The organism is Sorangiineae bacterium MSr11367, from assembly GCA_037157805.1.
GTDB classification, from domain to species: Bacteria; Myxococcota_A; Polyangia; order Polyangiales; family Polyangiaceae; genus Pendulispora; species Pendulispora rubella.
On record CP089983.1, the window covers coordinates 4494791 to 4514381 of the forward strand.

General features: G+C 66.7%; 16 protein-coding genes. 6 read left to right on the forward strand and 10 right to left on the reverse strand.

What is annotated here, in order from left to right; all coding sequences use genetic code 11:
• Positions 1–19 precede the first annotated feature (19 nt).
• The 4 genes from LVJ94_17985 to LVJ94_18000 form a co-directional block, all read right to left on the reverse strand.
• A complete protein-coding gene (locus LVJ94_17985; GenBank protein ID WXB09111.1) occupies positions 20–3055 on the reverse strand; it encodes a prolyl oligopeptidase family serine peptidase in 3036 nt (1011 codons plus the stop codon).
• 11 nt (positions 3056–3066) lie between these two features.
• Positions 3067–3453: a hypothetical protein gene (locus tag LVJ94_17990; GenBank protein WXB09112.1), complete on the reverse strand. Its 387-nt coding sequence runs from the start codon at positions 3451–3453 to the stop codon at positions 3067–3069.
• Positions 3454–3543: 90 nt separating this feature from the next.
• The gene (locus tag LVJ94_17995; protein WXB09113.1) at positions 3544–4080 is read right to left on the reverse strand and encodes a hypothetical protein; all 537 of its coding nucleotides are present in this window, start codon (positions 4078–4080) and stop codon (positions 3544–3546) included.
• Between the two features lie 28 nt (positions 4081–4108).
• Positions 4109–4516 carry a hypothetical protein gene (locus tag LVJ94_18000; GenBank protein WXB09114.1) on the reverse strand — a complete coding sequence of 136 codons (408 nt, stop codon included), beginning with the start codon at positions 4514–4516 and terminating at the stop codon, positions 4109–4111.
• Between the two features lie 62 nt (positions 4517–4578).
• Here LVJ94_18000 and LVJ94_18005 point away from each other — a divergent pair, with 62 nt between their 5' ends.
• The 3 genes from LVJ94_18005 (at position 4579) to LVJ94_18015 (ending at position 9291) form a co-directional block, all read left to right on the forward strand.
• A complete protein-coding gene (locus tag LVJ94_18005) occupies positions 4579–5889 on the forward strand; it encodes an aminopeptidase P N-terminal domain-containing protein (GenBank protein WXB09115.1) in 1311 nt (436 codons plus the stop codon).
• 160 nt (positions 5890–6049) lie between these two features.
• Positions 6050–6997 (forward strand): tyrosine recombinase XerC, encoded by a 948-nt coding sequence (locus LVJ94_18010; GenBank protein WXB09116.1) that lies wholly within the window; start codon positions 6050–6052, stop codon positions 6995–6997.
• Positions 6998–7008: 11 nt separating this feature from the next.
• Entirely contained in the window at positions 7009–9291 is a 2283-nt protein-coding gene (locus LVJ94_18015) for a sulfatase-like hydrolase/transferase (GenBank protein ID WXB09117.1), read from the forward strand.
• A gap of 144 nt (positions 9292–9435) precedes the next feature.
• On the opposite strand, the gene LVJ94_18020 is transcribed toward LVJ94_18015, so the two are convergent.
• The gene (locus tag LVJ94_18020; protein WXB09118.1) at positions 9436–10122 is read right to left on the reverse strand and encodes an HAD hydrolase-like protein; all 687 of its coding nucleotides are present in this window, start codon (positions 10120–10122) and stop codon (positions 9436–9438) included.
• A 54-nt stretch (positions 10123–10176) separates the two neighbouring features.
• Positions 10177–11016: an RNA polymerase sigma factor gene (locus LVJ94_18025; protein WXB09119.1), complete on the reverse strand. Its 840-nt coding sequence runs from the start codon at positions 11014–11016 to the stop codon at positions 10177–10179.
• Between the two features lie 772 nt (positions 11017–11788).
• On the opposite strand from LVJ94_18025, the gene LVJ94_18030 reads away from it, so the two are divergent.
• The 3 genes from LVJ94_18030 to LVJ94_18040 are packed head-to-tail and all read left to right on the forward strand — an operon-like array spanning position 11789 to position 15048.
• Positions 11789–13063 carry an adenylosuccinate synthase gene (locus LVJ94_18030; protein WXB09120.1) on the forward strand — a complete coding sequence of 425 codons (1275 nt, stop codon included), beginning with the start codon at positions 11789–11791 and terminating at the stop codon, positions 13061–13063.
• Positions 13064–13075: 12 nt separating this feature from the next.
• Positions 13076–14041: a hypothetical protein gene (locus tag LVJ94_18035; GenBank protein WXB09121.1), complete on the forward strand. Its 966-nt coding sequence runs from the start codon at positions 13076–13078 to the stop codon at positions 14039–14041.
• Positions 14038–15048, forward strand: a complete 1011-nt coding sequence (locus tag LVJ94_18040; GenBank protein ID WXB09122.1) for a tetratricopeptide repeat protein — start codon at positions 14038–14040, stop codon at positions 15046–15048. The genes LVJ94_18035 and LVJ94_18040 overlap by 4 nt, the downstream gene beginning before the upstream one ends.
• A 118-nt stretch (positions 15049–15166) precedes the next feature.
• Here LVJ94_18040 and LVJ94_18045 read toward each other — a convergent pair whose 3' ends face one another.
• The 4 genes from LVJ94_18045 to LVJ94_18060 all read right to left on the reverse strand — a co-directional run bounded on the left by LVJ94_18045 (position 15167) and on the right by LVJ94_18060 (position 19527).
• Positions 15167–15325 carry a hypothetical protein gene (locus LVJ94_18045; GenBank protein ID WXB09123.1) on the reverse strand — a complete coding sequence of 53 codons (159 nt, stop codon included), beginning with the start codon at positions 15323–15325 and terminating at the stop codon, positions 15167–15169.
• Positions 15326–15330: 5 nt separating this feature from the next.
• A complete protein-coding gene (locus LVJ94_18050; protein ID WXB09124.1) occupies positions 15331–16338 on the reverse strand; it encodes a tetratricopeptide repeat protein in 1008 nt (335 codons plus the stop codon).
• Positions 16339–16342: 4 nt separating this feature from the next.
• The gene (locus tag LVJ94_18055; GenBank protein ID WXB09125.1) at positions 16343–18223 is read right to left on the reverse strand and encodes a hypothetical protein; all 1881 of its coding nucleotides are present in this window, start codon (positions 18221–18223) and stop codon (positions 16343–16345) included.
• Positions 18224–18318: 95 nt separating this feature from the next.
• Positions 18319–19527, reverse strand: coding sequence for a serine/threonine protein kinase (locus tag LVJ94_18060; GenBank protein WXB09126.1), 1209 nt, complete (start codon positions 19525–19527; stop codon positions 18319–18321).
• Positions 19528–19591 lie beyond the last annotated feature (64 nt).

The following is a 19591-nucleotide window of genomic DNA, read 5'->3' on the forward strand; positions in this document are numbered from 1 at the left end:
AACCCCTAATGCCTAACCCCTAGGGGAGATACGGCGTCGCGTCATGTTCGGTTCGTGCCGCCGGGCGCGCGCTGCGAGCCAAAGGATCTCCCATGGTGGCCGGAATGGACCAATCGTTGCGGAAGAACCCAGCCGCCAGGACGGCACCGTTGTTCAAGAGAACCTGCCCGCGCGCCGGCGCAACCTTCTCGTCGTACACCACGAAATCCGGAATCAAGTCGGGCAGCGAAAGCGAGCGCCAGGTTCCCAAGGCATCCACGCCTTCCACGACCACCACGTAGCGGTCCGCACGTTTGGGATTGGGGCGAATGAACGCCGCGCCAAGCTGATTGCCTTTGAATACCTTGTCGCCCACGAGCACGGTGTCGCCATCGATGCGAATCGGGAAATCCGATTCCAGGCTGCGAACCACCCGATTGGACTTCGCATTCCCCACCAAAAAGAGCGCCCTCGAATTGGCCAGCACTTCGCCCTTCGCGAAAAACTCCGTATCGCTCAGGATGGGGTAACGAACCTCCACCCCGCCGCTCACACGGGCCCAGGCCCGGGCGACCTCTTCGTTCGCGCGCGTCTGCGTCGGATCCTCCGAGCCGTACACGAAGAGCAGCGGCTCGTGAAAGACATCGCGCAACGGCCCGGTGATCTTGCCGTGTTTGAACACGCTGTCGCTCGGCCGCTCGCGTTCGCCGGCCTTCCACGCGGCGCCCTCGCGATGCATCTCCAGGGGATCCGCCGGCCCGAACGTCAGCGTGCTCCCATCGATGGCCACCGTGATGGGCTTTTGCGCATCGACCAGCTTTTCATCGCGATCCAGCGACAGCGCGCCCACGCCCTTGGTCATCACCTCGAACGCCGTGCGGCCTTTTACCCGCGCCTCGACCTCGCCCCACACATCGGGCGCGGTGAATTCCTGAATGTGCAACCACGCATTCGTATTTTCGCGCAGCCGCGCGGTGCGGAATCGAATCGATGCCGGGTGCAGGTTCTTCGTCTTGCTCAGCAGCCAGTTCGCGCCTTTGAAACCTTCGTACGTCGTGGCCCACACGTTGTGCCCCAATTTGGGGTGCTCGTGGATAATCGAGTATTGGAGCTCCTCGTATCGTTGAATCAGCACACCGCTGTTGATCTCCGGCCAATCGAGTGTGCCGTGGACCACGAACAGCGGTAAATCCTTCCCATTGAAGGCCCACTCCGAGTTGGAGCGCTCCGATGCGAGTGCGCGCTCCCAGGGGCGGATCGGCTTGCCCACGAAGTCGCGGCGCACGAAGTAACTGTGGTACCCGCACAACGGGGCCGCCGCGGCGAACATATCCGGGTGTCGCAGGGCCAATGCCGCCGAGCCGCTGCCGCCCATCGAAGGACCGGTGGCGGTGACCCGCGTGGGATCGATGGGATACAGGGACGTCACTTCGTCGATGACCTGCATCACGTCCACCATGCCCAGGTGGCGGTACATCGTATTGCCGTGCCCATTGGGCGCCACCACGAAGGCCTCGAGGGGTGGAAATCCCATGTACGTCGGCGACATCGCGTGCCGGTCTTTCCACTCCGAATCGTGCTGTTGATCGTCCAATCCGAAGAGCACGCGCAAAATGGCCAATGGCTTTCCATTGAGCCCGTGCATGATCACGATGAGCGGGTACTTCCGCGTCGTTCCCGGCTTGTAGCTCGGCGGAACGTAAAGGCCGTATTCGGACAGGTGCCCATCTTCCGGCGCCAGGTACGCGCGCCGCTGCGGGCCCGTGCGGCTCGCGTACGGGTCGACCTTCTTGTCGAGCATCGTCACGGCCGCATCGAGCTCCGCGGCCTCCTCGCGCTGGATTTCCAGATCGCTGTCCCCGCGCGAGGTGTAGTTCATCAAGCGATCGCGCAGGTGCGTCACGGTCTCGACGGTGCCGCGTTTCAGCCACGATGGCGGCAAGAGAGGCTCCCCCGAGCTGGGCGGCGCCGCGAGCGATGCCAAGGTGCGATCGGCATGGGCAATCGCCTCGCGCACCACGTGCCGCGGTGCGAACGGCGTGCGTACCGTGCGCTCGCCGACCGTGGTCTCGAAGTTGAGATCCTGATCCTCGAACTTCGCCTCGTCGGGACGAAGCACCGGCAGCGTGATCGTCAGCTCGCCGAGCTCCGGCGCCATCGCCCCGGCCTGCACGTCGAAGAGCCCCGGCAAAAGACGCGTGCGAACGGGGAGGGGAACGCCCAGCGGGGTTCCCTCCGGGAAGCGCACGGTGAGCCGCGGGTGGTACCCATCGCCGCGCACCCCGCGGTCGATGGACACGGACGACATTTTCGAGGCAAGGGCGCGCGTATCGTTGACCGTCGTTCCCGGCAGCGTCACGTAGGCGCCCGCCGGCGGCGCGAGCTGCGCATCGACGAGGCGCACGTGCAGCGCCCAGCCTCCGTCGCGTTGATGCAGCTTCATCAGGATCGGGTGATCGCCGGCCGTCAGATCGAGCGCGACCAGATCGTCGTCGTCGCGCTCGGGGCGCGGTTCGTCGCGCGAAAGCACGGGCTTGCCGTCGATGTTCACGCGGATGCCGTCGTCGGCGCCCACGAGCAAGTAGTAGCGCCCCGTCTGCTCCACGTGCAGCGTGCCGCCGGCATACCCGATGACGTTGCCCTCGCGTGGACCCAGCGCCTTGAGCACATCGATGGGCCCGTCCGCGCTCGATCCCAAGGTCCATCGCGCAAAGCCGCCGACGCGTCCGAGCTCCGGCGACAGCGCCTTCTCGTCGATGCCGGGCGGCGGCACCGCCAGGGCGTCCACACCCACCGGTACCGGCGTTCCCTTGGGAACGAACGTCGCCGAGCGGAACGGCCCCAGAAACAACCAGGCCCCGAGGCTGCCATCGGCACCCGGGGCCATCCGCGTCGGTCCTGCAACCGGAGCCGTCGACCCGGCCGCGGCCCCGGTAGCTGTGGGTCCTGCGCCTGCGGTCGACGGTTGCGCGCGCGAGATGCCGAGCGGAGAAATGCCTGCGGCGCTACCACCAATCGCCAGCAGGGCCACGAACGGGATGACCCGCGCTTTCCGCACCTTCAGCAGCTCGTGCACAGTTAACTAAATCACTCGATCATGCCTTGTGCCAGCGTTCGCGGCTCATCGCGGAAGAGAACCTCCACCTTGCGCGGGTCCAGAACACGTGTGACGACACCGTCGCCGAATTTCGCGTGCCGAATCAAATCGCCTTCTTGGAAGGTCTGCGCCACGTTGTAGCGGCGGAAGTCCGACACACCGCGACCGGCGATGGCCTTCTCCCACGTCTGCTCGCGTGACACTTTGGCTTGCTCTGCGCGCGCAGCGCCCGACACCCGAGCGGGGCGGGGGGACGAGATACCGCTCGCTCGGCTGCGGACCGTCGGCTCGCCCTTGTCGCCTGGAGCACGCGGTCGATAGTTGTGATGCGAGCCACACGTGGAACACTCGACCCTCACCGGTCGGGGCCCGACCATGGCGATGACTCGGTGGTTGAGCACGAGACGACATTTCGTGCAGTAGCTGTCTATTTCTCCGCCGGCGCGTGCGACTTTCGTCATTCCTCGTCATTCCTTTGAACGCGTGCGGCGTTCTCGCCGCTCCTCGCGCTTAACGTAGATGTCCGTCTTCACCTCGGGTTTGGGCAAATTGGCAAGGGGGCCATCCTCGCCCGAGGAGTCGTCGTTTTCTTCTGGCGCGTCCGAGTCTTCGCTCTTGTCGCTTTTGTCGCGACCGTCGCGGCTGTCCCGGGAGCCGCTGTTGGGACGGAACCGAATCGTCGTGTTCACCTCGAACTGCAGCGACGTCAGGATCTTCTGCGCCTCGCCTGCCAAGTTCGTGTGCTCGAGAAAATCGCGGACCTCGTTGGCCACGACTCGAACGACGCCGTTCTTCGTCTCATCGATTTGAGCAAGTACGTAGCCCGCCATGCCTTTTGGCAGCTTGAGCTCGCTCATGATGTGCTTCACGGTATCCGGAGCCTCGGCGGCCTTTTCGACGCCGATCTCCACGGCCCGCTTTATCAAATCAGGGATGACACCTTCGAGCCGACGTCGCCGGCTGCTGCCTCCCCCCCCACGCTCGCCCTGATCGTTCTCACCCATCGCTCACCCGCGACAGGGAGTAGCACCTCTACGCGGCGGAGAGAATGCGTGAGATGCCTTGGGCTGCGTGATCCATCGCCAACGTAGCTGCTGCTCCGCCTTCCACGTGGCCGCGGGCGCATAGAAAAACGTTCTGGCCGGAGATCATCAGCTCACGGACCTCGACTTCGCTTCGCATCGCCAGGATTCGCGACATCGAACCGTCCTCTGTGCTGCTCTGGGTCTCCGGGCGGGGGATGCGAGCAAAGAGAGGTGCGTACGCCGCGAGCTCTTCGCAGGCCGCCCATGAGCCGGCCCCGGCCACCACCACCCCCGACGGATCGGCGAGCACGAGGGTTTCGAGGGAACCGTCGCTTCGCGCATGGGAAAGCTGGTAGTGAAGGGCAATGAGCGGATCGGAGCTACGCTTACGACGGCGGTCCTCGGTCTGGAGCATGGGGTGAGTTTCGTCTGTGGGTAGATGTGGGCCAACTTTTCAGAAGGGGCTAGGAGACGTTGATGCGCGAGAGTTTTCGTCGTCGTCGCGAAGATTTGTTCGACCGGATGGCCCAAGAGCGGGGCGAGGACGCGGTGGCGGTGGTTCCGGCCGCGCAGCCGCAATTGCGCAACAACGACACGGAGCATCCGTTTCGCCAAGATTCCGATTTTTACTACCTCACCGGTTTCGATGAGCCGGACGCCGTCCTGGTGATGGCGACGCGCGAGCGCAAGACGACCCTATTCGTGCGCCCGCGCGATCCCGAGCGGGAAACTTGGGATGGCCCGCGCGCCGGGGTCGAAGGCGCCAAATCCGACTACGGCGCCGACGAGGCGTTTGCGTTGGCCGAGCTGGATACCCATCTGATCAAACTCTTCCAGAATCAGCGCCGCCTCTACTACCGCCTTGGGCGCAACCGCACCTTGGATAGCCGGATTTTCGCGGCGATCGAGCGCGGGATGATGCGCGGGCGCAGCCCGTTCTACTACCCCAGCGAGATCGTGGATCTCGCCAGCTTGCTTCACGAGCAGCGCTTGGTGAAGACGGAGGACGACCTCGCGAGCATGCGCAAGGCGCTGGCCATCACCGGCGAGGCGCACGTGAAGGCCATGGCGACGGCGCGGCCGGGGATGAACGAAGCCGAGATCGAGGGGGTGCTGCTGGAGACGTTCCGCCGGCGCGGGGCCAAGCGGGTGGCATACCAGAGCATCGTGGGCTCGGGCCACAACGCGGCCATCCTTCATTACGTGGCCAACGACCGCACCATGCAGGAGGGCGAGCTTTTGCTCATCGATGCAGGCTGCGAGTACGAGTACTTCGCCAGCGACGTGACGCGGACCTTTCCGGTCTCGGGCACATTCTCGCGCGAGCAGCGGGCCATCTACGACGTGGTCCTGGAGGCGCAGCTCGAGGCCATTTCGGCCTGCCGTGTGGGCGCCAACGTCGACGACGTGCACAAGCAAAGCGTCGCCGGCATCACACGCGGCCTGGTGAAGCTCGGCTTGCTCACCGGAGAGCCGGAAAAGCTCATCGAGGAAGAGAAACACAAGCCGTTCTACATGCACCGCACCAGCCATTGGCTCGGCATGGACGTGCACGACGTGGGTCAATACTACGTCGACGGCAAGCCCCGCCCGCTCGCACCGGGCATGGTCCTCACCGTGGAACCGGGCATCTACCTATCGAAGGACTTCGCGAACGTCGCCCCCGAATGGCGCTCCATCGGCGTCCGCATCGAGGACGACATTCTCATCACCGAGAACGGCCCCGTGGTCCTGAGCGAAGCCATCCCCAAGCTGCCCGAGGACGTGGAGCGGGTGTGCAGGGGATAGGGTTTAGGGTTTAGGGTTTAGGGTTTAGGGAAGAAGGAGAGGGGAGAGGGTAGGGAAGAAGGGAGAGGACGGGGATTTTGAGCACGAGATTTTCCAACTTGCGGGGTAGCCGCTAGGCTCTGATCTCCCCCTAAACCCTAAACCCTAACCCCTAAACCCTATGGAAATCGACGACGCGCTGGACGGCTTCATCGCGCACCTTCGGGACGAACGGCGTGCGTCGCCGCACACCGTGGCGGCGTACCGGCGTGACTTGAGCACGCTGGTCACGTTTTTCCGTGAGCGGCACGGCGAGAAGAAATCGAACATCGAGGAGGTCGACGTCTACCTCCTGCGCGGGTGGCTCGGACAGCTGGCGCGCACGGTGACGCCGAACTCCATGTCGCGGAAGCTTGCGGCCCTGCGCACGTGGATGCGGTGGATGCGACGGCGCGGCATCCTCGAGAAGAGCCCCGCCGACGAATTGGCCAGCCCGAAAGTGCGTAAGCCGCTGCCGACCTTCGTCTCCGTCGATGCGGCCAAGCAGGTCGTCGAGGCACCCGATACTTCGGACGCCGTGGGCAAGCGCGATACGGCGCTGCTCGAGTTGCTCTATGGGTCCGGGCTGCGCGTGAGCGAAGCCTCGGGCCTCACCCTGGACCAGTTGGATCTGCCGGGCGCGACCGCGCGGGTCCTCGGCAAAGGCTCGAAGGAGCGCTACGTGCCGCTCGGGCGCAAATGCGTGGAGGCGCTGGCCGCGTACCTGGCGGTGCGCGGGGACCTGCGGCATCGTCGCACCCAGCACATCGATCCCCACGCCGTCTTCGTCAGCACGCGCGGCGCGAAGCTCGGCGTGCGCGCCATCGAGCGCGCCGTTTCCAAATACGGGGCCCTGGGGGCGGGGCGGGCCGATCTGTTCCCGCATGCCCTGCGCCACACGTGCGCCACGCACCTTCTCGAGGGCGGTGCCGACCTGCGCGCCATCCAGGAGATCCTCGGGCACTCCTCGCTTTCCACCACGCAGCGGTACACGCACGTCTCGATGGACCACTTGATGAAGGTCTACGACGCCGCGCATCCGCTCGCCCGCGCGCGGAAGGCGCTTCGCGGAAGCCACGAAACGGACTAACTAAGCAGCCGATGCTTCTCGCTTGGTTCAAACGGCTCACCGTCGCGCTTGCGGGCGGGGCTGCTGCGGCCGTGCTGGTGGCGGCCATGGAAGCGCGCTCGTGCTTCTCCGCAGGCACCGGCGCCAATGCCCCGCGCTACGCGGACCTGTTTTTCGCGGACGCGGCGGTCCTTCTGCCCGTCGCGCTGTTCGTGGCTGCCGGGCTGGGCGTCCTCATGTCCTTCCTCGAGCCGGATCGCCCGTACTCCTGGCGCGAGCACCTGGCCACTCTGCGCGCCCAGCCGGTGCTCATGCGCTCGCGCACGGCGGCCATGTCGCCGCTGGCCGTCTTCGTGGGCCTCTTTTGGCTCGTCCTCCTGGCGAACCTTGCGCGGCAGCTCCTCGGGCGCGGCGCCGCCCTCGAGGTGGGCATGGAGCTCGCGCTCGCGGGCATGGTCCTCCTCGCCGGGCTGGCGTCGGTGGCGCTGTCGTTCGTGCCGCCGCTCCGGCGCGTGCTTGCGACGGGGGCGGCGAAACAACCTTGGCTCATCGATCCGGTGGCCACCGGAGGGTTGGCGCTCCTCGCCTCCCTGGCGGTGCTGGCCATCGGCATCTCGGCCGGGGACACCGGCGGGGAAGGGGGCGGGGCCCTGGGCATCTTCGGCGTGCTCAAACGCGCCGAGTTGGACTTGCGCCCGGTGGTCGATCTTCTCGCCATCAGCGCGGGCGCCTACACCGCGCCCATCGCGCTGGCCCGGCGCAAGGTCAGCGCTCTTCGCTGGGTCGCCGCGGCCCTCGTGGCCTTCGCCCCGCTCGGCATCACCGTCCGCGAGGCCCGCGCCCTCAACGACGCGCCACAGGTCACGCGCAGCCTCGAGCGCAATGCTCCGCTCGGCGGCATCGCGCTCGCCGTCTTGCGCAAGGCCACGGACCGCGACCACGACGGGGCGTCGGCCTACTTCGGCGGCGGCGACTGCGACGACCGCGATCGCAATCGCTCACCGCTGGCCATCGACATCCCCGGCAACGGCATCGACGAGGACTGCTCGGGCAGCGACACACCGCTGGCCGCGCCCGTGACCACACCGGCCAGCGCAGATTCCACCAACAGCGCCACCAAGACCGCGCTTCCCGAGGGGTTGAACCTCGTCTTCATCACCGTCGACACCCTCCGGCCCGATCTCGGCTTCATGGGCTACGACAAGCCGGTCACGCCGAACTTGGACAAGCTGGCCGAGAAGGGCGTCGTCTTCGATCACGCGTACTCGTTTGCGTCGTACACGGGAAAGAGCCTCGGCCCGCTGCTCATTGGCAAGTACCCGAGCGAGACGCTTCGCAACGGCTCGCACTTCAACACCTACGAAAAGGGCAACGTCCTCATCGCGGAGCGCTTCCAGCAAGCGCACATCCGCACCTTCGGCGCGGCCTCGCACTGGTACTTCACCCCACGCAGCGGCCTGACGCAGGGCATGGACGAGTGGGATACGTCGGCCAAGCCCGCGACGGGGCAGGGCGACACCGACACCTCGGTCACCAGCAAGGAACTGAGCGACGCCGCCCTCAAGCTATTGGCCAAGCCGGAAAACACCTCGGGCCGCTTTTTCATGTGGCTTCACTACTTCGACCCGCATGCGCAGTACGCCGCGCACGAGGGGGCGCCCAATTTCGTACCCGAGGGCACGAAGAGCCCGGGCAAGATCAACAAGGGCGCCTACGACGGCGAGGTGTGGTTCGTCGATCACCACATCGGGCGGGTACTCGACGCCATTGCCGCGCAGCCTTGGGGCAAGCGCACCGCCGTCGTGGTCACCTCGGATCACGGCGAAGCATTCGGCGAGCACCATATGAACTGGCACGGTCACGAGATCTGGGAAGTGCTCGTTCGCGTGCCCCTTCTCGTCTACGTGCCCGGCCTCACACCGCACCACGTACCGGTCAAACGAGGTGCCATCGACGTGGTACCTACGCTGCTCGATATCATGCACGTGGAGGCGCCGTCGGGGGAGCTCTCGGGCCAGAGCATGTGGGCCGATCTCGCCTCGAAACCGGGTGCATCTTTCCCGGAGCGGGACGTGTACGTGGACATGCCCATCGGACCTTATACGGGGATGCGGCGCGCGATCATCCATGGGCCGACGCCCGGGATGAAGTTGATTCACTTCGGCGGCAGCAACTACAGCCTGTTCGATCTGTCGTCCGATCCCGACGAGAAAGAAGATCTCGCCGAGGACAAATCGAAGTTCCGCCCCATGTACGAGGCCCTGCAGGCGCAGCGCGCCCGCATGAAGGAAATCGACGTGAAGCCGGAGCCCTAGAAGAATCGAGAATTCACAGGAAGACGGGAATACGGGAAGGTTTTTGGGATTTCAATCGGCCCACTGAGCCAATGGAACCCCCCCCAAATCCTCTCTTCCTTCCCGTCTTCCCGTCTTCCCGTCTTCCTGTAAATCTCTCTGCGTTTACACCGCCGAGAGCGAGGCGCCGTCGCGCAAAAGCGCGGGCAGCTCGTGCAGCGACTTGAGGACCACGTCGGGGCCTGCGGCGTAAAGGCGTGCGGGCGGCACGAAGCCTTCGAGCACCGCGATGGTGGCCGCGCAGGCGGCGGCCTTGCCGGCGCCCACGTCTTGCGGACCATCGCCGACCATCCAGGCCCGCGACGGCTCGACGTTCACCTCGCTCAGCGCCGAGAGCAACGTGAACGGATGCGGCTTCAGCGGACCATCGCCGCCGCCGCGAAGGGCGTCGAACTCCCCGAGAATGCCCAACGCCTCCAGGACCCGAAGCGTGGTCTCGCGCGGCTTGTTCGTCGCCAGAATGCGCTTCTTCCCGCTGGCCGCGTCGAGCGACTCGCGCGCGCCCGGAAGGAGCGTCGTGTGAACCACGGGGTTCGCACGGTAATACGCGTGGAATGCCTCCAGAGGCGATTCCAGCTCGGGCGCATCGGGCCGAACACCGAAGGCGCGCGCGAGCAACACGCGCGCGCCATCTCCGACGAAGGTCCGAATCACGTTGTCGGGCAATCGCGCCCGATCATGCGCCTCGAGGGCGTGGTTGCAGGCCGCGGCAATGTCGGCCTGCGAATCAATCAGCGTACCGTCCAGATCGAAAAGGACGGCCTCGGGGGCAGCAAATTGGCGAGCGGTCACGCTCCAGCCTTAGCACGCCCCCACCCCCTTGGAATGCGAGAGCCTAAACCAGGCTTACGCTGCGTTCTCGAGCGACGGGCCGCTGGCGGCCGGGGCCGGAACGGCCGACTCGGCGTCGGCAGCCTCGTTGACCGAGACGGTGCTGATCGGCGGTGCCTCCACGACGTCGGCCGAAGCCACGGCCTCCATCGCAGCGGCCGCCGCTGCGGCGACCAACTCTTCTTGCGCGACCTCGATGACCTGCTCGGGCGCTGCTGCGGCCGGGCGGCTCACACGGGCGCGACGTGCACGCGCTGCTTCCTCACGGGCCTCCGCCGCGAGTGGCGTGGCCTCGAGCATCGTGCGCAGCCGCGAGCGGGCGCGGTGCAGGCGCGAACGAACCGCGCTCTCACTCAGCTCGAATCGGTCGGCGATTTCCTGCAGACCGAGATCCATGTGGTAGTGCGCGACGACGACGTTGCGGTAGTCCTCGGGCAATTCTTCGAGGGCATTGCGCACGCGATGATCACGCTCGCTGTTGGCCGCGCCGATGTCGCCGCGCGCGGCGAATTCACCGTCGTTCGACGCCGGCAGAGAGCCGAGCTCTTCGAGGTCGAGTCCTTCGACCAGGCGAGCGCGGTGACGGCGCTGTGAACGCATCATCATGAGGGCTTCGTTCGCGGTGACGCGAAAGAGCCATGTCGAGAAGCTCGAATCGCCTCGGAAGGATCCGAGACGTCGGATGACTTGCATCAACGTTGCTTGTAGTAGATCGCGCCGGTCCTCATCGGCCACCGGGTAGCGGAGAAGTTGCCGCTCGATGTGTGGCCGTAGCTCCTGTACAAGCGAGTTGAGGGCGCTCGTCTCGCCGTCGACAGCGCGCCGGAGAAGGGTGCGATCGATCGCAAATGCCATGGTCGTTCCTCGGAGAGTGGTGCGAGCCAAAGGCTCGTTAGGGACGGCACCGACAACGACGATCGCGTTGCGCGATTCCGTCGTCAGCACGGCGGAAGAGAATGCGAGTCCCGTGCCGAGGCGGACTCGGGACTCCTCACCACTCCGCGTAAGCAGGTACGCTCGTGCGCAGGAGCGATGCGAAACCGCGATCATTCTCGATGGATTCGCAATCCGCGTGCACCCGTCGTGGCCCTCCATGGCATCGCCCTCAGCCGACATGCTCGCTTGCGTTGGGGTGGCAGCTCGGGAGTACGGAGCTGAACGTAGGCAGCGATCGGCCTCGCTTCGCCGCGTCGCCGCCGGCGTACTGTGCGTCAGCCGTAGCAGCGCCCCCGCGCGCGTGTCGCGTTCCTCACGAAGACGGGCGCCGCCGCCGCGTTCGGTGTCCGCAAATCGCGAGAAATATAGGCCGTTTCGCGAGTTGAGCCGTTCCGTCGTTCGTGTCGCAGACCGTCGATCCGCGTCTCAGACGAACATCGTTGGCGAGTACAACAATGCCACACCCTGGCGAAATCGCCACGCACTTGCCCCTTTCGGGCGAGCCTCGCGTGATGCGATCACCTCCGTAGCACTGCTTGCGTCTGCCTGACCTGCCCCGTGCTTCGACGCCGCAGGGTGGATGCCCCTAAGCATCGTGATGGGGCCATAACTCTTGGATGGCTCGGGAACGCGTGCGTTTCGCGTGTTGGACGCTCCCAAAGCGCGAGGGATGTTGATAGGCTCCCGCGAAATGAGTGCTGTCGTTGTGGTTGGGGCGCAGTGGGGTGACGAGGGTAAGGGCAAAATCGTCGACATTTTCACCGAGCACGCCGAGGTCGTGGTGCGCTACGCAGGGGGTCCGAACGCGGGCCACACCCTCGTCGTAGGCGACGACAAAGTGATCGTGCGGCTGGTGCCGAGCGGCATCTTGCGGCCGCATACGCGCTGCGTTCTCGGGCAGGGGATGGCGATCGACCCGAGTTCCCTGATTGGTGAGATCGACGAACTGCAGCGCCGCGGCTATGCGGCCGATGGGCAGCTAGTGGTGAGCGAGCGAGCTCACGCGATCCTTCCGTACCACATCGTGGTCGATACATTGCGCGAGCAACAGGCGGATGCCATCGGCACGACCAAGAGAGGGGTCGGGCCCTGCTACGAGGACAAGATGGCCCGCCGCGGGGTTCCGCTTGGGGCCTTCCGCGATCGGGCGCGCACCGAGAAGCTCGTCCGTCGTTCGCTCGAGGCGTGGCAACCCACGGTCGCGGCACTCGGCGGTGAGCTGCCCACCTTGGCCAAGGTGATGGAGGGCGTCGACGCCGTTCGCGAGCGCATCGTGCCGCTCCTGGTCGACGCCTCGGAGCTCCTCGAAGATGCCATCCAAGCCGGCAAGAACGTGCTCTTCGAGGGTGCGCAGGGCACCTTGCTGGACATCGACCACGGCACGTACCCCTTCGTCACGTCGTCGAACTCGACGGCGGGCGGTGCGGCCACCGGGACGGGCGTCGGCCCGACCAGGCTTGGCAAGGTGATCGGCCTGGTCAAGGCTTACTCCACGCGCGTGGGCGGTGGACCCTTCCCCACGGAGCTCAACGACGAGACGGGCGAGCGCTTGCGCAAGGTCGGGGCGGAGTTCGGCTCGGTCACGGGGCGGCCTCGCCGTACGGGCTGGCTCGACGCCTGCGCCGTCCGCTACGCCGCACGGGTGAACGGGCTCGATGGCCTCGCGCTCACCAAGTTGGACGTGCTCACGGGCCTCCCGGAGATCAAGGTCTGCACGGGGTACCGCATTCGCGGCGTCGCCCGCACCTCGTTCCCGCTGGAGGACATCGAGTTGGCGGAGCCCATCTACGAGACGCTCCCGGGCTGGGGCCAGGACATCTCCGCGGCGCGCACCATCGCCGACCTTCCGCCTGCCGCGCAGCGCTACATCGAGTTCGTCGAGCGGGAAACGCGCTGCAAGGTGGTACTCATCAGCGTTGGGCAGCGACGGGACGAGACCATCCTCCTCGAAAAAATATTCAGCTAGTATTTGCTGGGCATGGCCCTGAGCTCCAGCGTGGTTGCATTCGCCGTCGTCGCGCTTCATGCGCAGGCGGTGGGAAGCGTCCGTCCACAGGAGTGCGGGGCCATCGAGGGGTCGCAGTCGGGGAACGTGTGGGAACGGGCGAAAACCCCCGAGCTGCGCAAGTACTGCGATCTGCTGGCCAGTGGCGCGTCGAAGCTGGCCGGCATGCAGACCAGGGGCGCTGTGGCGGCCGTGGCCAGTGAGGTGATTGCCATCGCCAACGAGGCCGACACCCTGGTGCCCAAGCATTCGGCACCGGCGGTGCTGCGCGGGCGCGCCTACGCGAGGCTCGGGCGCTGGCTCGAGGCCTACAAAGAGATGAACGAGGCCCGCATCCGCGATCCACGGGCGCTCGACGATCCGGTGGCGCTGCTGACGTGGGCGCGGGTGACCGTGCGTGCCGGGCACGCGGACGAAGGGGACATCGCCTACCGCATGCTCCTTCCGCGCGCCGCCATGCTTCCGCTGGCCGAGCGCGGACCGGCCTACGTGGAGGCGGGCTTCGTGGCCATGTCGCGTGGCCCCGCCGGGCTCGACGAGGCCATCTCCGTCTTTCGCCAGGCCCGGCGCGATGCGCAGGACACGGCGCAGGCCGTGGCCATCCTGGGCCTCGCGTTGGCGCTGGATCGCATGGGCGCACGCGAGGAGGCTCGGGCGGTGCTGCTCGAGCGCCAGCTCGTCAACCCGTGGCCAACCTTGTCGGACGCGCGGGCGCGCCAGCTTCTCGTGGGGCCGGGCGCGGAACGCGAGACCGATGCGCTGGCGGCCATCGCCCTGGAGGTGAGCGATCCCGCGAAGGCCAAGGCCTCGTGGCAGAAGTACGCCGAGACGGCCGGGAGCAGTCCGTGGATGGCGCACGCGCGGACCCGCGCCCACGAGCCGGTGAAACGTGTGCCAGGCTGGAACGTGGAGAAGACCGCGGAGAAGAAGCCACGATGAAACGCGCCCTCTTCCTTGCCGCCTTGTTCGTTGCGCTCGGTGCCGCAGGTTCGCCCGCCCGCGCCGACACGCCGCCCAATCCGTGGGACGTGGCGAAGAATCCCCAGATGCGCGGCACCTACGAGGTGCACGTCCGCGCGCGCGAGCGGATGATCCAGACCGACTCGCTTCCCCTCGGCCGTCTCGAGCGCGACAAGCGCTACGAGGAGGCGCGCGCCATCCTGGAGGAGGCCCACGCCGCAGAGAGCCCCGACGTGCGTCTGCGCTTCGACCTGGGCACGGTGTACGAGTCGCTCAACCGCCATGCGGCGGCCGCCGCCGTGCTGGAGAAGGCGCTGGCGATGGCGCCGGATCATCCGGCCGCCGAAGATGCGTGGCTGATGTTGGCCTACGCATACGCGCACGGCAACCAGCCGTTGAAGGAGCGCGAGGCGTACGTGAAGTACCTGCAACGTGCGACGTATGGTTCCGGGCGTGTGACGGCCACCTTGAACCTCGCCGAGGCGGAGATGCGTCTCGGGCACCTCGAGGAGGCCATCTCCGGTTACCGGGAGGCCATTCAACTGGCCACCCTGGTACCCAGCGCGGGTGACACCGGCGTGCTCGCCGTGTGGGGTCTCGCCGTCGCGTTGGACCGACACGGCGACACATCGGGCGCCATGGCCGAGGCCAAGTGGGCGACGGAGATCGACCATCGTCGCGTGATCGAAGACACCGTCAACGTGTTCTTCGTGCCGGAATACGAGCGCCTTTGGTACTTCGGCCTGCGCGAAATGGCCCTAGGCCGCGGCGGCAAGAACGCCCTCGAGTCGGCGCTTCATTTCCGCCGGGCCGAGTCCATGTGGTCCGAATATGTCGACAAAGCCGACCCCGCCGACCCCTGGCGTTCCCGCGCCCGCATCCACCGCGACTCCGTAAAGAAAGAGCGCGAGGAAGCGGAGAGACGCATCAAGCCCGGCAAAAAGGGCGCCGTCGAACCACTCCCCCACGACGAAGTGACCTTCTAGGAGAGGGAGAGAATTCACAGGAAGACGGGAAGGTTTTTTGGATTTTCAATTGGCCCATGGAGCCAATGGAAAACCCAAAAATTCCCTCTCTTTCCTTCCCGTCTTCCCGTCTTCCTGTTCAATCCTCTTCTTCGCCCTCGACGGCCTCGGTGTCGAGGTTCGAGGCGCTGGAGGAGGCGTCGGGGCCTGCGTCGCGTTTCGGTTTGAAGACGTCGTAGTCGTGGGTGCAAGCCGAGAGAAGCAGGGAGGCTGCGACGAGGATGAGTGTAAGGTGCATCTGTTTCAAAACGAGCCTCGCAGGGAGATGCCCGTGGCGCCGAGGACGACTTGGGTGCGCGCGGCGGCGGGGGCTTGCTTGCGGGGTTGGCTCAAGACGAAGAGGGTGACGCCCGCACCGGCGCCGAGCAGGCCGACCACCAAGCCGATGTTGGCGATCGTCTGTTGCGTCTTTCCTTTGCTGATGTCGTCGTTCTTCGACTCGGGGCAGGGGGCTTTGCCGCAGGCATCTTCCAAGCTGCCGTAGGTGCGGTTGTTCATCAGGCCGGCCACGACGAAGGTGATCAACCCGGCCGCGCCAACGCCGCCTGCGATGTACGCGCCGGTCCGCAGGCCCGAGCGATCGCTGTTCGCGGGGGGCGGAGGGGCGGGCGCCTCGGTGGTGGTGGACGCGCCGCTCTGGGCGTCGAGGCGGGTGTGCTCCGTCTGGCCGGCGGAGACCGTGACCGAGGTGGTCACGGGCGCGCGGCCGGGGGTGTCCACCTCGATGGAGGTCGTGCCCGGAACGACGGGGGCAGGTTCGCTCCAGCCCGCACGGCGGATCGTATCGCCGCCGATTTTCAAGGTGGTTTGCTCGGTGGGGTTCTCCACATCAACCACCACGAACCCGAGTTTGCTGGCCAGGGCATCGCGCTCGATGGTCGCGGCCTCGCCGGCCTTCTCGTAGCGCGTGTCGTCGCGGGCGAGCTCCTTGGCTTCGACCCGCGCCTTGTCGAACTCGACGTACGCGGCCACGAGATCGCCCTTCTGGCGAAGGGAGCGCGCGAGGAAGAGCAGCGAGTTCGGACTCGCCACGATGTCGTGCGACGCGCGAAATTCCTCCGCCGCGCCGGCGTAGTCGCGCGCATCGTAGAGCTTTCGCCCTTTGAGAAAGCGCGACTGGGCTTGCTCCCGCTGCACGGGCGTTGCCTTTCCGGGATCCACGCCCGCGGCGAAGGCATCGGGGCTCGCGAGAATCGATGTCGTTAGGCTGAGGGAAACGAGGACGGCGAGTGGAAAATGGGCAGAGCGCATTCGGTTAGATCCCAAGCGGCACGTACGTGCTGCGCTTCGGGCGCGGCTTTGCGGGGGCACGCGCGGCGGGCGGAGGAGGAGGGCTCGATTTCGGTGCTGCGGCAGCTTTGGGCGCCGGGGTGGCATTGACCTTCGCAGGCGCGGGGGCCGGCGCGGTCGAGGGGACGGTTGCTGCGGGACGGCGGCCGGGGACAGAGGCCGGTGCGACCGCGCGCGCAGGAGGCGAAGGAGAGGGAGGAGGAGCAGGAGGAGGGGCCGACGCCGTGACCGGCGGTGGTGCGGCCGGCGTGGGATCGGGCGTGGGGATCGGGGCGGGTTCGGGTGCCGCCGGTGTTGCAACGGCCAACGCCTTGGGCGCCGCCGCCGATTCGACGGGTTTGGACGAGGTCGCCGCGCGGAGGGTGGCGGTCGTTTTTGGCGAGCGCAGAAGCAACGTCGTCGTGCACACCGTCACGAAGAGCAGGAGCGCCGCGAGGAACATCACGATGAGGATCTGCCGCTTTCGCCGAGGCGATCGCGCCTGCAACTCGGTGATATCGCTCGGCCGGAGCGTGTTCGCCGAAGGCGCGACAGGGGGCATCGGCGGCATGGGCGCTGGCGTCATCCGCAGCGGCGCATGGAGAAGCGGCGGCGGCGTACCAACGAGGGTCACGGGCGTCGGTGCGGGCGCGGGAACCGGAGGCGGCGGCATGGCGCCCCCCACCTGCAACGGTGGCGGGCCGGCGGGGGGCGACGCAGGGATCGCCGGCGCCGGCGCGAGGGAGGACCAGCGCTCGTCAATGGCCTCCAACTCCGGCGCGGCCGACACGACCGGTGCGGCCGCCACGGGCTCCAGGAACTCTGCCAGGTCCTCCTCGAGCTCGACGTCCTCCTCCGGCTCGTCCTCGATCTCCAAGGACGCCGGCGTCGTGGGCCGCGGAGGTGGGACCGGCGGCGGCGGCGGCATCACCACCTTTCGAGCCCCGCTGACATTGCCCAGGATCCCTGCGACCTGCCGAGCTACCTCCGACGCCCCGGCGACCCGGTGCCCGACCACATTGCGAATCGCCATACCCAGATCAATGGCCGTTGCGTAGCGACGCTTTGGATCGACCGCCAGTGCGGCTGCCGCAACGTCGACGAGCGGTTCGGCCCACGCCACCGACGTCGTGGCCGCGGGAAGGTCGCCCGCGAGCTGCCGCGACAGCATTTCCGCCACCGTGGGCTGCGTGAAGAGCCGCTTTCCCGACAGCGCCTCCCAGAGCATCACGCCGATGGAGTACACGTCGGCACGCCCGTCGGCCGTTCCGTCGCCCAGCAAAATCTCCGGCGCACAGCGCGCCGTTCGCTCGCCCAAGGGACCGCCCGGGGGATGCAGCGGGATCCGGTGGATGCGCAGCAGCCGCGCCACACCGTCCGTCCCCACGAGGATGCTCGACGGGGTCACATCGCCGTGAATCATCGAGGGGACCTTCGCGCCCGTCGACGTGGAGCTCCACCCCGGCTCGCGCAGCGCATGGAGCGCGGCCAGCGCCGAGATGCTGTCCAGCAGCAGCTTCAACCGCACTTCGAGCGAAAGCGACGCCTTGCGCTGAGACTCGGCCCGCCCGTCCAAGCTGCCCCAGCGTTTGCCGTCGATGAATTCGGTCACCACCACCGCGTGCTCCGCCGTGGTGAAGACGTCCCGAACACGCGGGACATTGGGGTGGCGCAACATCGCAATGCGTCGCGCCCGCCGCGTGAACGCGTCGAAATCCTCGGCGGTGACCTGAGAACGCAGCACCCGCTCGAGGATCAACCGAGGGGCCGCATCGCCCGCGGCTTCCGCCCGCACGATGTAGCTTTCGACGCCGGTGGCATCCGGCCCTGCATGCACGCCTTCCTCGGTCCCAAGAAAGCGCACCACGGCGTACTTTCCTATGGACAACGGCACCAAAGGCGGAGTGGGCGCTGCAGCCACCACGGAGCCAGTCTAGCTTATTTTCCCTTCGGATTGCGTCGTTACGTATCGCGAAACAAATCTCGATTTTGCCATGCGGGCAATGCGCGCAGATCCGCCCATACCTCCCGCGCCGATGTGTAACGATAGGCTTCGCGGCGCCGTAGCATTTTGGCAATGAGATGCCCGAGCGGTGTTCCAATCTGCTCCGCACGGCGACGCGGCTCACCACCTCCCACTTGTCGAATCAGCTCCTGATAGGGCAATCCCGCAGCGAGTGCCGGCGATCCCGTGAGCATCCAATAGAGGAGGAGGCCGACCTGATAGAGGTCGCTTTGTTTGCTCGTGTACCCCGCTGCTACCACCTCGGGCGCCATAATCTTGTGATGTACGACATTGGGGCGGATGGCCGACTGCCCGCGCAGCTCGTGGCTGATACCAAAGTCGCTGATCTTCACGATGGGTCGGTCGGCATGCGAAATGAGAACGTTGCCGGGGTGGAGATCGTCGTGGACGATATCGTTGTCGTGTAGGAACTGCACGGCGGCGAGGAGCTGGCGGGCGAGCTCGATGACCAGGCCCTCCTGCATCGGCGGACCGAGCATCGCCGTGAGCGGGTGATCGCACCGCTCGAGCGCGAGGTAGTAGAGGAAGTTCTGCTCGAACGCGTCGTAGATGAACACCACGTTGGGGTGGCGCAGGAGCATCAAGCGCTGCACCTCGCGCGCCCACTCCGCGTGCACCTCGCCGTGGGGCCGGTTCGCGGGGCGAATCATCTTCACCGCATAGACTTGGTCGAAGGGGCCGACGCACTCGTAGACGGCACCGAACTCGCCCGAGCCGACGATGGACCTCACTTCGTAATTGCCCCGCGCCGACGTGAGCACCGCGCCGACCTGCGGGTACTGCACGGTGATGCGCGGCATGGGCATGGGCGGCGTGGTGTGAAAGCCATGGCCGTGCAGGGTGGGCGAGCCTTGACCCCCAGGTCCCGCTGGCGGGGCGGATGCCGCACCTGGGTGCGTCTGCATCGGGGGCAACCCCGCGAGGGTCACGCTCCCGGCCGCGAAGTTTTGTGACGATGGATGCGTGAGCGGTGCCGTGGTCGCATGACGCGGCGGAGGGACGGCGCGCGGCTGGCTCGACGGCGGGGGTCCAGGGTTGCTCCCTGGATGAGGATGCGCATACGGAATCGGCGGCGCGGGCGGAGCAGCTGGGGGCGCTGGAGGGCGGGGAACCGACGGCGGCGGGGCCGAAACGGGAGGCGGCATCGTTCCAGTCTTCGAGGGCGGTCCGCCGGTCACGCGTTCGATAGTAGCATTGCCGTGGTAGTCC